At 65.4% G+C, this 13,042-nt stretch carries 10 protein-coding genes; 7 read left to right on the plus strand and 3 right to left on the minus strand.

The annotated features are described in order from the left end of the window. Positions 1–40 precede the first annotated feature (40 nt). The 3 genes from ASD72_RS00630 to ASD72_RS00640 all read right to left on the minus strand — a co-directional run bounded on the left by ASD72_RS00630 (position 41) and on the right by ASD72_RS00640 (position 4,038). Positions 41–460, minus strand: coding sequence for a pilin (locus ASD72_RS00630; protein ID WP_056878042.1), 420 nt, complete (start codon positions 458–460; stop codon positions 41–43). A gap of 470 nt (positions 461–930) precedes the next feature. Further along, positions 931–2,331 carry a sigma-54 dependent transcriptional regulator gene (locus ASD72_RS00635; protein WP_056878043.1) on the minus strand — a complete coding sequence of 467 codons (1,401 nt, stop codon included), beginning with the start codon at positions 2,329–2,331 and terminating at the stop codon, positions 931–933. Between the two features lie 84 nt (positions 2,332–2,415). Further along, positions 2,416–4,038 (minus strand): HAMP domain-containing sensor histidine kinase, encoded by a 1,623-nt coding sequence (locus ASD72_RS00640; protein ID WP_056878044.1) that lies wholly within the window; start codon positions 4,036–4,038, stop codon positions 2,416–2,418. 200 nt (positions 4,039–4,238) lie between these two features. Here ASD72_RS00640 and sucC point away from each other — a divergent pair, with 200 nt between their 5' ends. The 7 genes from sucC to ASD72_RS00675 all read left to right on the plus strand — a co-directional run bounded on the left by sucC (position 4,239) and on the right by ASD72_RS00675 (position 13,033). Next, positions 4,239–5,408 (plus strand): ADP-forming succinate--CoA ligase subunit beta, encoded by a 1,170-nt coding sequence (sucC, locus tag ASD72_RS00645; protein WP_056878045.1) that lies wholly within the window; start codon positions 4,239–4,241, stop codon positions 5,406–5,408. A gap of 27 nt (positions 5,409–5,435) precedes the next feature. Beyond that, entirely contained in the window at positions 5,436–6,314 is an 879-nt protein-coding gene (gene sucD / locus ASD72_RS00650; protein ID WP_056878046.1) for a succinate--CoA ligase subunit alpha, read from the plus strand. A gap of 121 nt (positions 6,315–6,435) precedes the next feature. Beyond that, positions 6,436–7,011, plus strand: coding sequence for a sigma-70 family RNA polymerase sigma factor (locus ASD72_RS00655; protein ID WP_056878456.1), 576 nt, complete (start codon positions 6,436–6,438; stop codon positions 7,009–7,011). Next, positions 7,008–7,487 (plus strand): hypothetical protein, encoded by a 480-nt coding sequence (locus ASD72_RS00660; RefSeq protein ID WP_056878047.1) that lies wholly within the window; start codon positions 7,008–7,010, stop codon positions 7,485–7,487. Before ASD72_RS00655 ends, ASD72_RS00660 begins: the two co-directional genes overlap by 4 nt. Before the next feature lie 10 nt (positions 7,488–7,497). Further along, on the plus strand, positions 7,498–8,397 hold the full coding sequence (locus ASD72_RS00665; protein WP_056878048.1) for a DUF4097 family beta strand repeat-containing protein: 900 nt from the start codon (positions 7,498–7,500) through the stop codon (positions 8,395–8,397). Positions 8,398–8,724: 327 nt separating this feature from the next. Further along, complete coding sequence (locus ASD72_RS00670; RefSeq protein ID WP_056878049.1) at positions 8,725–11,355, plus strand: TonB-dependent receptor; 2,631 nt, start codon at positions 8,725–8,727, stop codon at positions 11,353–11,355. A gap of 127 nt (positions 11,356–11,482) precedes the next feature. Further along, the gene (locus ASD72_RS00675) at positions 11,483–13,033 is read left to right on the plus strand and encodes a sulfotransferase (RefSeq protein ID WP_056878050.1); all 1,551 of its coding nucleotides are present in this window, start codon (positions 11,483–11,485) and stop codon (positions 13,031–13,033) included. Positions 13,034–13,042 lie beyond the last annotated feature (9 nt).

A 13,042-nucleotide genomic window follows, 5' to 3' on the forward strand; every position in this document is an offset into this window, starting at 1 on the left:
CATGGCCGGGGCCTTCCTTGAAGCTTAGCCGATCAGGCGATCAGCGGCACTTCGCCGGCAGGAACTTTTCCGGGATCGTGGAAGCGGTGCAGGTCCAGGTGAGCTGGGCCGAGCTGTTGCCGCCAACGCGGGCCGGGGTCAGCACGAGGTTGCCGGTGGTGCCGGTGTTGGCAGTGGCGACGGTGATCACGCCGTTGGCCGAGGTGATGCCGCTGACGAAGCTGGTGGCACCCGGGAACGAGTAGCCGGCGCCAGCGTTGTCGGCGGGCATGCCGTTGGTCGAGGACAGCGTTTCGGCCACGGCCAGCTTCAGCGGGGCGGCCATGGTCATGGCTTCCGAGACCTTGGCGCGGACGGTGTAATCCTGATAGGCCGGGATGGCGATAGCCAGCAGGATGCCCAGGATGGCGATGACGATCATCAGTTCGATCAGGGTGAAGCCCTGCATGTTCTTCTTCATAACAATTCCCCTTTCAGGATTTGGCTTGGATGGTAGGGACACACAAGCCCCGTGTCCCTAGCTTTGGACCGTGGGCGCCGCGCGTACGGCTGCACGTGCTAGGAAGATGGAGCAGGATGTGTGCCAACTTTCAGTGCCCCCAGCGGTTCCCCCAAACCTTCCCCGGAATGGAACCCAGACGCCGAAGTCGGGGGCGACTATCGCATCATTTAAAGACGATGTGTATCAGGAAAGCCGGCCATTCCGGGGTGCGATCACAGATTCACACATTGCCATGGCGATATCGGTTTTCGTCAAAGCCCTGACGCGGAGTGGGCCGCCTGACGCGAAGCGTCACATTGTGACGCTGAGGGTCCGTGCGGCCCGCATTGCCGTGCGCATGACCGCCTGAAGCCGCAGTTCTTGGTTGGCGAAGCGCTGCCGCGACGGTTATCCGGCGGCCGAGGCGTTTCCACCTACAGCCCCTCCGCCTACTCCATCCCCAGCTTCTTCAACTTGTAGCGCAGCGCCCGGAAGGTGATGCCCAGTTGGGCGGCGGCCTTGGTCTTGTTCCAGCGGTTTTCTTCCAGGGCCTTCTGGATGGCGGCGCGCTCGAGTTGTTCGATGTAGTCGGGCAAGGCGCCTGCGGCGGGGTCCACGTCCACGGCGCCGGGGGCATCGCGGATGACTTCGCCGGGGTTGAAATCGCCGCCGAACTTCTTGCCGGCCGGGGCCTGGGGCAGGTAGAGGTCGTCGATCTCGATGCTGTGGCCCTCGGACATCGCCAGGGCGCGCTCCAGGATGTTCTCCAGTTCCCGCACGTTGCCCGGGAAGGCGTAGCGGCCCAGGGCTTCCATCGCCTCAGGCGAGACCGACGGCGACATCCGGCCGTGCTGGTTGGCCAGGCGCTCGAGGATGGCACTGGTCAGCTGGGCCAGGTCGCCGGTGCGCTCGCGCAGCGGCGGCACGCGCAGCTCGATCACGTTGATGCGGTAGTACAGGTCGTGGCGAAAGCGGCCATCGGCCGCGAGCTCGCCCAGGTCCTTGTGGGTGGCCGACAGGATGCGCACGTCCACCTGCACTTCGCTGGACGCGCCCACCGGGCGCACGGCCTTCTCCTGGATCGCGCGCAGCAGCTTGACCTGCATCGGCAGCGGCAGCTCGGCGACCTCGTCGAGAAAGAGGGTGCCCCCGTTGGCGGCATGGAACAGGCCCTGCTTGTCGGCATGCGCGCCGGTGAAGCTGCCCTTCTTGTGGCCGAAGAATTCGCTTTCCATCAACTCGGCGGGGATCGCGCCGCAGTTCACCGGGACGAACGGGCCCGATGCACGCGCGCCCTGCTCGTGGATGGTGCGGGCGACCAGCTCCTTGCCGGTGCCGGATTCGCCCATGATGTAGACAGGCGCCTGGCTGCGCGCGACCTTGCCGATCGTCTCGCGCAACGATGCCATCGCGGCGGAATTGCCCAGCAGGCGGCTGGCCTGTTCCGGCGGCGGGGGCGGGGGCGGGGCGCGCTCGGCGTTGTTGAGCTCCAGCGCATGCTTCACCAGGCCGCGCAGCACGGCCAGGTCCACCGGCTTGCTGACGAAGTCGAAGGCGCCGGCCTTCAGGGCCTCCACCGCCAGCTCGATGTTGCCGAACGCGGTGATCATCGCCACCGGCGTGTTGGGGTAGCTGCGCGAGATCTCGCCGACCAGGTCGATGCCGTTGCCGTCGGGCAGGCGCATGTCGGTGAAGCAGAGATCGTAGGTGTTGCGGGCCAGCAGCTCGCGGGCCTCGCCGACGTTGGCTGCGGTATCGATGCGCAGGCCCATGCGGCCCAGCGTCAGTGTCAGCAGTTCACGGATGTCGCGTTCATCGTCGACGATCAGGGCGCTACGGCTTTGATTCATGCATCCCCCTCATGCCCCTGTGCGGCCAGTGTAACGGCACAATGTGAATCATGATAGGCGAGCCCCGGTGCCCGGAGCGCGCCATCAGGCAGGCAGCAGGGCATGCGGCCCGGGCAGGGTGATGCGGAAGCAACTGCCGCCACCGGGCACGGGCACGTACTCCAGCGTGGCCTGGTTGGCCCGGCACAGTTCGCGTGCGATGTAGAGACCCAGGCCGGTGCCGTGCTCGGAGGTGGTGAAGAACGGGCGGAACAGCTGTGCGGCGACGGCTTCCGGGATGCCGGGCCCGCGGTCCATCACGTCGATGGTGGGGCGCCCTTCGGCATTGAACACCCGCAACCGCACCCGCGCGGATTCGCCTGGCAGGCGGCCGTAGTTGAGCGCGTTCTGGACGAGCACGGTGACCACTTGCTGCAGGTGGCGCGGGTCGACCAGGGCCGGGACCGGCCGTGCGCCGATGATCGGCTCCAGCGTGTCGGTCTCGATGGACAAGGTCTGCTGGTACTCGTCGACGAAGCGGCGGACGAAGCTGTTGAGGTCCACGTGCTCCGGCGTCGCGCGTTCCCGGCGGGCCAGCCCCAGGACGCTTTCGACGATCCCGTTGGTGCGCTGGCACTGCTGGTGGATGATCTGCAGCAGGCGGCGGTCGCCGTCGGTGATCTGCTGGGATTCCTCCAGCAACTGCACGGCGTAGTTGATGGCCGCGAGCGGGTTGCGGATCTCGTGGGCGAGGCTGGCCGAGAAACGGCCCAGGGCGGCCAGGGTCAGCGACTCGGCCCGGCGGGATACCACCGTGGCATCGTCCAGGAAGATCAGCGAGGTCTCGCTGTCGGCGAGCAGGCGGGCGAACCGGGGTTGGACCTCGGGTTGTTCCGGCGAAAGCTGCATCGGCGACTCGTCCGTCTGCCAGCCATTGCGCCAGCGCTGCAGGCGGCGGGCTAGCTCGGGTGCGGCATGCAACAGCGAGACGCCCTTGCCGTCCGCCCCCTGGCCATCGCCCCCGTCGCCCAGGAGCAGGCTGGCCGCTTCGTTGGCCAGCTTGATGTGGTTGTCGGCGTCGATCACCAGCACGCCGGTCCGCATCCGGCGGATGATCAGCTCGTTGACCTCGAACAGGTTGGCGACTTCTTCCCCGCGCTTGTCCGCGAGCGCCTGGCTGGTCCGTGCCTTCTGCCCGGCCTGGTGCGCCAGGTAGGCCAGCGCCAGATAGCTGACCGCGAACATGATGACCTCGGCCACCGAACGGCTTGTCGTGCGGTCGTGGAACAGGGTGAAGAAGTACTCGCCGAACAGGGCCGCGATCGCGATCATCGCCACCAGCAGCGCCAGCCGGGTGGACGGCAGCAGGAGGGCCGCGGCCGACACATTGAACAGCAGCATCATCGCGATGCCGGCGGTGGCCCCGGGCAGGGCATGGGTGGCCAGGGTGGCCGCCGCGATGTCGATGCAGACGCTGGCGAAAACGATCGAGGTCAGCCAGCCGACGTTGCGGCCGACGAAGAACAGGATCAACGCCACCACCAGATAGCCGATGGTGACGGTGGTACCCATGACGGGATGGCGGGGTTGCCCCAGGACTTCGCCCAGGGGGCTGAACATCAGCGCCGCCAGGATCCCGGCCTCCAGCAGCCGGTACAGCGCGAAGAAATACAGCTCGCGGCGCGGCACCGATTCGATGCGGGACAGGAGCGACTGGGCCTGGCGCAAACGCGTACTTCCCCTGTAGCGAGGCCCACAGTATAGGCATGACGGCCCCTGCGTGGCCCAGCGAGTCCTTTTCCACCAAAGACTTAGACCCGAGGTTTTGCGCCCCCCGCCCCGGTCAGCGACAATAGGGGGCTTGCCCACGCCGCTGCCCCCGGCCCCGGACGCGGGCGATGTCTTCTGTTCCCTACCCACGGTGACGCATGAATTTCCACGAATATCAGGCCAAGCAACTGCTGGCCGAGTACGGCATCCCGGTTCCGGCCGGCAAAGTCGCCTCCACGGCGGACGAAGCGGTCGCAGCCGCCACGTCCCTCGGCAACGGCCCCTGGATGGTCAAGGCCCAGATCCACGCAGGCGGCCGCGGCAAGGCCGGCGGCGTCAAGTTCTGCAAGACCGTCGATGACGTCAAGGCGGCCGCCGGCAAGATGCTCGGCACCAAGATGGCCACCTACCAGACCGCCGGCGTCGAACTGCCGGTCAACCTGGTGCTGGTGACCACCGCCGGCGAGATCGTCAAGGAGCTGTACCTGTCGGTGCTGGTCGACCGTGGCACCCGTACCATCACCTACATCGCCTCGTCCGAGGGCGGCGTGGAGATCGAACAGGTCGCGGCCGAGACGCCGGACAAGATCCACAGCCTCAACGTCGACTTCGTCGAAGGCGTGCAGCCGTACCAGGGCCGCGAGTTCGGCTTCAAGATGGGCCTGACCGCCAAGCAGGCGGGCCAGTTCGCCAACATCATGGTCAACCTGTACCGCATCTTCAACGAGAAGGACCTGGCGCTGGTCGAGATCAACCCGCTGGCGATCCTGGACGACGGCAACCTGTACGCGCTGGACGGCAAGTTCAACAGCGACGACAACGCCGCCTTCCGCCACAAGGACCTGGTCGCCATGCGCGACAAGAGCCAGGAAGACGAGACCGAAGTGCTGGCCTCGGAGATGGACATCAACTACGTGACCATGGACGGCAACATCGGCTGCATGGTCAACGGCGCGGGCCTGGCGATGGCCACCATGGACGTCATCAAGCTCAACGGTGGCGAGCCGGCGAACTTCCTCGACGTGGGCGGCGGCGCCAACAAGCAGCGCGTGATCGAGGCGTTCAAGCTGATCCTGTCCTCGGACAAGGTCGAAGGCATCTTCGTGAACATCTTCGGCGGCATCGTCCGCTGCGACATGATCGCCGAGGGCATCATCGCCGCGGTGAAGGAAGTGGGCGTCAAGGTGCCCGTGGTGGTCCGCCTGGAAGGCACGAACGTGGAAGAAGGCAAGCAACTGCTGCGCGACAGCGGCATGGCCATCATCCCGGCCGACAACATCAACGACGGCGCCAAGAAGGTCGTTGAAGCGGTCAAGGCCGCCGCCTAATCCACGTCACCGAACCAGGAATCTTCCATGAGCGTTTTGATCAACAAGAATACGAAGGTGATCGTGCAGGGCTTCACCGGCCAGCAGGGCACCTTCCACGCCACCCAGATGATCGAGTACGGCACCCAGGTCGTCGGCGGCGTCACCCCGGGCAAGGGCGGCACCACCCACATCGACCTGCCGGTGTTCGATACCGTCGCCGATGCCGTCAAGAGCACCGGCGCCGATGCGTCCGTCATCTACGTGCCGCCGCCGTTCGCGGCCGACGCCATCCTTGAAGCGGCCGCGGCCGGCATCAAGGTCATCGTCTGCATCACCGAGGGCATCCCGGTGCTGGACATGCTGCGCGTCAAAAACGTGCTGACCCGCGCCCATCCGGACACCGTGCTGGTCGGCCCGAACTGCCCCGGCGTCATCACCCCGGGCGAGTGCAAGATCGGCATCATGCCGGGCCACATCCACATGCCGGGCAAGATCGGCATCGTGTCGCGCTCCGGCACGCTGACCTATGAAGCGGTCAAGCAGACCACCGAAGTGGGCCTGGGCCAGTCGACCTGCATCGGCATCGGCGGCGACCCGATCAACGGCCTGAACTTCGTCGACTGCCTGAAGCTGTTCAACGAAGACCCGCAGACCGAAGGCATCATCATGGTCGGCGAGATCGGCGGCGACGCCGAGGAAGCCGGCGCCGAGTACATCAAGCAGTTCGTCAAGAAGCCGGTCGTCGGCTTCATCGCCGGCGCGTCGGCTCCGGCCGGCAAGCGCATGGGCCACGCCGGTGCGATCGCCAGCGGCGGCAAGGGCACGGCGGAAGGCAAGTTCGCGGCGATGGAAGCCGCAGGCGTCACCACCGTCCGTTCGCCGGGCGACCTGGGTGCCGCCATCGCGGCCCGCCTGAAGAAGTAAGGCCAGCCGCCACCGGCCATGTGGAAAGCCGCCCCCGGGCGGCTTTCTGCGTTTGGGGCGGCGGTGTCTAAACCTTTCTCCGCAGGGGCGCATCGTAGTCAGTATGCTGAATGCAACCATCATGGAACCGATCGCCGACAGCCCCTCACCGGACGCGGCCGCCGCCGTGGACAGCGCCCTGGCGCGGTCCGCCGCGGGCGGCGACATGCAGGCGTTCGAGGCGCTCTACCGCCGCCACGCCGGACGCGTGCATGGTGTCATCCAGCGCCTGGTGGGCTTCCACGGCGTCCGTGCCGAAGACCTCACCCAGGAAGCCTTCGTGCGTGCCTGGCAGGCCTTGCCGGCCTTCCGGTTCGAGAGCGCTTTCGGTACCTGGCTGCATCGGTTGGCGGTCAACACCGCCTTGATGGAGCTGCGCAGCCGTCGCAACGGTCCGCGCTTCGACGAAGACGAGGACGCCATCGAAGGACTGGGCCTGGCCGACAGCGCAGGCCAGACCACCGCGTTGTCGATGGACTTGGAGCGGGCCGTCGCCACCCTGCCGCCGCGTGCCCGCGCGGTGCTCGTCCTCTACGACGTCGAGGGCTGGAAGCACGAAGAGATCGCCGCCGAGCTGGGCATGGCGGTAGGCAGTTCAAAAGCCCAGTTGCACCGAGCGCGGCACTTGCTGCGCGAGCGCCTAGGAGTACACGCATGACCCCCCACGAGCCCGCTTCCCCGTCCGACGACGCACTGCGCTGGCAGTTGCGCGCGCTGCGCCAGGACGCCCCCCCGGCCCGCGACCTGTGGCCCGACATCGCCGCTCGCCTGGCGACCGCACCCCAAGAGACCGCCGCGCCAAAGCGACGGGCACTGGCGCCGTTCGCGCTGGCCGCTTCGGTGTTGCTGGCGGTCACCGTTACCTGGCAGCTGCAGCGCGCACCCACCGGTGATGCGGTGATCCAGCGCGAGGCCGCGGCCCTGACCCGCGACTACACCGGTGCGCTGGCGCAGTTGGATGTGCAGGCCAAGGGCTCGCCCGAATACGGTCCGGCACTGCACGCACTGGATGAGAGCGCCGCCGAAATCCGCCATGCCATCGCCACCGATCCCAACGCGCGCTTCCTGCTCGACCAACTGCGCCGTACCTACGCCCGCCGCCTGGTGCTGACCCAGCGCGCGGCCATGACCTGAGGAGTTCCCCATGCGTACGACCCTTTCCTTCTCACTGCTGCTGGCGATGGCGCTGCTCGCACCGACCGCGCTCGCTCAGACTGCGATCAACGAGACCCGCCCGCTGGATGCGCGTGGCCGGGTGGACATCAGCAACCTCAAGGGCCGCATCGAAGTGCGCGGCTGGGAGCGCAACGAAGTGCAGGTCACCGGCACGCTCGGCAAGGGCGTGGAGAAGCTGGACATCGACGGTTCCGGCCCGCAGATCAGCATCGAGGTGCGTTATCCCCGTAACAACGGCTGGGGCGGTGAAAAGACCGGGCCGACCGACCTGGTGGTCATGGTGCCGCTGCGAGCCGATCTCGACATCGAGTCGGTCGCCGCCGACGTGCATGTGAGTGGCATCGCATCCAGCGAAATGTCGATCAGCACCGTGAGCGGCAGCGTCGTGGCGGCCGCGGCGCCGCGCAAGGCCGATGTCGAGACCGTCAGCGGCAACGCCACGTTGACGCTCAACAGCGACGATGTCGATGTCGCCACCGTCAGCGGTTCGATCCTGCTGCGCGGCCGCCTCGCCGGCGAGATCGATGCGGAGACGGTGTCCGGGCGCATCGAAGTGATCGTCAACGGCGAACTGGTCCGTGATCTCAGTGCCAGTACGGTCAGCGGCCGCGTGGATGTCACCACGGGCCTCGCGCCGGCAGGGGAGATCAGCATGGAGTCCGTCAGTGGCGACCTCGTGCTGCGCCTGCCGAAGAACGTGTCGGCCCAGGTCAGCGGCGAAAGCTTCAGCGGTTCGCTCAAGGCCACTGGCGTCACCATCGAGAAGCGCCGCGGTCCCGGCTCCAGTTTCACTACGCGTTACGGTGATGGTGCCGGACGGGTGAGTGTGGAGACGTTCTCCGGGAGCGCGGAAGTACGGGTCGAATAACAGTCGAGCCCACTCAGCCGACACCACGGGGCCGCGCTTTCCAGCGCGGCCCCGTTCTGTTTTATGAATAGGGAGGTCCTTGTGCCTTGCCGACGCCGCCCGACATACGGCACACACACCGGGCCTTCGTTTCAGAAGAAACTGTTTCGCAAGTAACTGACGTTGCAGGGAAAAACGATTTTTTCTCAGAAAATCAGCGGGTTCTTTTCATCGCCGTAAAATTTACGTTATCCTTCGGGCACCAGTCGCAGCCGTTGGCGTCTGAACCATTGGCCGGGATCGTGAGATCTCTGTCGTTTAATTGAACTTTGGAGAGAGAGCCTCTAAATGACCAACCTCAAGAAGCTGCCCAGCGCGATCAAGTTTGCGTTGTTCGTCAGCGCGGCGTCGCTGGCTACCGGCAACGCGTTCGCACAGGAAGCCGAGAGTTCCAGCTCGGACACCAAGACCCTCGATCGCATCGAAGTGACGGGTTCGCGCATCAAGCGTGCGGACATCGAAGGCGCGCTGCCGGTCACCGTGATCAGCCGTCAGGACATCGAAATCAGCGGCAAGGTCTCCGTGGCCGAACTGCTGCAGAACTCCACGTTCAACTCGTTCGGTTCGTTCACGCCGGCTTCCGGCAGCTCGGCCCAGTCGTTCTCCGAACTCAGCCTGCGTGGCCTGGGTGGCGGTCGTACGCTGATCCTGATCGACGGCCGTCGCGCCCCGACCTCGCCGCAGAGCGGCATTGGCCAGGACCTGAACTCGATCCCGCTCGCCGCTGTCGAGCGCGTCGAAATCCTGACCGACGGTGCCTCGGCCATCTACGGCGCCGACGCGCTGGGTGGCGTGGTCAACATCATCACGCGCAAGGACTTCAACGGCGCTGAGCTCACCATCGGCAAGGGTGACAGCTACCGTGGCGGCGACACCGAAGAGGCTTCGGCCCTGTTCGGCGTTTCCGGCGACCGCGGCCGCCTGCTGGCCGGCGTGTCGTACAACAGCCGCGGCATCAACTACATCTCGGATCTGGACTGGGTTGGCGCGGGTGCATCGTCGTACTCGAACAACTACTACAACTTCGCGCTGGACGCGAACGGCAATCGTGCGCCGACCCGCAACAATGGCGCGGTGGGTGGTCAGACCGCCGCCACGGCAGCCAACGGTTGTAACAATCCCGGTTTCTACACGAGCTACAGCGCTCGGAACAACCTGTGGAGCTGCTTGTACGACTTCAATCTGGTTGCCGCCGACACCGCGTCGATCGACCAGAAGGGTGCGTTCGCCCGTGGTGACTACCAGATCAATGACGACTGGAACGTCTATTTCTCGAGCAGCGTGACCCGCGTGGAGAGCTTCGGCCGTTTCGCGCCGACGCCGGAGTACATCTTCGTCGCCGCCGGCACCCCGAACAACCCGGGCGCCACCGACCAGCTGGTCAAGCACCGTTTCGCGGCCCTGGGCCCGCGCGACAACTACGACGACACCAACGTCTACGACTTCAACCTGGGCTTCAACTGGCAGGCGACCGACAAGATTGCGTTGGACTTCGGCCTGCGTCGCAACGAATCGAGCTTCAAGTCGTTCGGCAGCAACTACGTGAACATCCCGGTCGCCACCGAGCTGTTCAACTCGGGCGCGTATAACATCTTCAACCCGAACGGCAACTCCGAAGCGGTTCTGAACGAAATCCGCACCACGACCTCGCGCAATGGCTTCTACAAGCAGGACGAGCTCTACGCGCAGGCGACGTTCGACCTGTTCGAGATGGGCGGCGGCACCTCGGTGCTGGCCCTGGGCGCCGAGTACCGCGAAGACGACTACGCCGATATCTACGACGCGCAGTCCGCTGCCGGCAACGTCGGCGGTTCGTCGGGCAACTCGTCCTTCGGCAGCCGCACCCTGACCTCGTTCTACGGCGAATGGATCTTCCCGATCCTGAGCAACTTCGAGATCGACCTGGCTGCCCGTTACGACGATTACTCGGACTTCGGCGACAGCACCTCGCCCAAGATCTCGTTCCGCTACCAGCCGCTGGACAACCTGACCCTGCGCGCGTCGTACGGCGAAGGCTTCCGCGCTCCGCCGCTCAACATCATCAACCAGCTGGATTCGTTCTCGGCTGACTCGGTGGTGGACGCGCCGACCGCCACCCAGCTGGGCGTCTCGCCGACGGCTTCGATCCAGATCAATGGCCTGCGCGTTGCTACGCCGGAACTGGAGCCGGAAGAGTCCAGCCAGTGGAGCGCCGGCGTCGTGTGGGATCCCACCGACTGGCTGAACCTGAGCCTCGATTACTACAACATCGAGATCGAGAACCAGCAGCGCTTCTACTCGGCACAGACCGTCATCAACCGCCAGCGCAACGGCCAGTTCCTGCCGTCGCACCTGTACGTCACCCGCGATCCGGGCACCCAGGCGATCATCCAGGTCCGCGCGGGTTGGGGTAACGAAGGTCTGGTCACCACCGATGGCCTGGATTTCCGCGCCGGTACCAACTTTGACTTCGGTACCTGGGGCGAGCTGAAGAGCCAGCTGCAGGTCAGCTTCGTCAACAGCTACGAGATCTCGTCGCCGGTCGCCGGTTCGACCGAGTACGTCAACCTCTCGGATTACCCCGAGTGGCGCGCCAGCCTGTTCAACACCTGGAGCAAGGGTGACTTCTCGGTGTCGTGGACGGTCAATGCGATCGACTACACCCCGGAGTACTACGTCGACCTGTTCGAGACGAACTACGGCTACAGCTGCCAGGACACGGTGGATGCGGGCTACGCGTACAAGTGCAGCGGCATCTACGTGACCCACGACCTCCAGGCGAGCTACAAGACGCCCTGGAACGGCAAGTTCACGCTGGGTGCGATCAACGTGACGAACAAGAAGCCGCGTCTGGACCAGGCTTTCACGCAGGGCTACAACAGCCTGCTGTTCAACGCGTACGGCCGTCAGGTGTACCTGCGCTACACGCAGACGTTCTGATCCATCGGAACACTGCTGCAGCGTCAAAGACAAAGGGGCTTCGGCCCCTTTGTTTTTTGGGCGACCGACACTAGATTGGACGTGTCATGTGCCTGGTGCGCGCATTTGGGAACCTGGGATCGGATCGATGAATGATGTGGCGAGGCTGATGCAGGCGGCGGAACGCGCGGCCGCAGCAGGCAATTTCAACGAGGCCCGCAAGAGCTTCCTTCGGGTGCTTGAAACGGGCGAGCATGCGGAAGCGCTGGTCCACCTGTCCTACATCGAGTCGAAGATCGGCAGTTACCGGGCCGCATGCGACTACGCGCTGAGGGCATACGCACTGCCCGGACTTTCGCCCGCCCTGATGGTGAAAGTGCTGAATCGCCTTAGGAACTTCAATCAGACATCGGCGCTCCATGAGCTGATCGGGCGCTTCGAACCGCAGAGACTCGATGCACGCCAACTGCACGCCGTGGCGGCACAGGCCAGCTACCTCGGCGACCAGCAGCGCGCCCTGGATCTGCTCGATCTCGCGCTGAGCCGGCAACCCGCGAACGCGCCCGTGCTGTTGGCGAGAGCGCAGATCAATACGTTCCTGGGCCGCTTCGACGAGGCCGAGCACGACCTTCGCGACTGCATGATGTACAACAAGGGGATGGCGGCGATCTGGTGGACGCTGGCCCGCCTGCGCAAGCAGACGCCCACATCCAATCACGTGGAAGAGCTGCGCCGCGAACTGAAAGTCGCCCGTCCGCCCGGGGAGCGGGCCTTCCTGGCATTCGCGCTCCACAAGGAGCTGGACGACCTGGGCGATATCGCTGGCGCGGGTGAAGCCCTGACCCTGGGTTGCAAGTTGAAGCGCTCGGAACTGAAGTACAGCACGGCGCAGAGCAGGGCCTTGATGGCCCGCCTCAAGGCCGCGCCGATGCCGGAGGTGGCGGCCGGGGGAGTTGACCGTGGTTTCACGCCGGTCTTCATCGTGGGCATGTTCCGCTCCGGAACCACGCTGCTGGAGCAGTTGCTGGGCGGTAACCCGGCGATGCTCAATGCCGGCGAGCTGCACGACTTCGTGACCAGCATGCGCTACGTGGCGGACTACCAGAGCACCGGATTCCTCGACGAGGACATGGTGCGTCGCGCTGAAACGATGGACTTCGATGAAGTCGCGGAGCACTACGTCCGTGGCGTGGAATGGCGGCTGGAACCGGGCCAGACCCATCTGACCGACAAGCTGCCCGCGAACTTCTTCAACATCGGCTACATCCTGAGGGCGCTACCGGATGCGCGCATCCTGCACATGGTGCGGGACCCGGTCGAGACGTGTTTCTCGAACCTGCGTGAGCTGTTCTCCGGAGCGAGTCCTTATTCCTACGATCAGGCCGAACTCGCCGAGTTCTACCTGATGTACCAGGATCTCATGGCGCATTGGCATGCGACGTTCCCGGGGCGCATCCTCGATATCCACTACGCCGAACTGACTCGCGACACTGAAGGCGTGATGCGCGGTGTCGCTTCGCATTGTGGGCTGGATTTCCTGCCCACCATGGTCGACCCGCGCTCCCGCGTGCAGAGCGTCGCCACGGCCAGCGCCGTGCAGGTGCGCAGTCCGGTGATCGTACGTGAGGTCCCGAAGTGGGACCCGTACCGCGAATACCTGGCGCCGTTGATCCGTGGACTGGGTTCGCAGGCAACCTGATGGCGGGAC

Source organism: Pseudoxanthomonas sp. Root630, from assembly GCF_001427585.1.
Taxonomy (GTDB): domain Bacteria; phylum Pseudomonadota; class Gammaproteobacteria; order Xanthomonadales; family Xanthomonadaceae; genus Pseudoxanthomonas_A.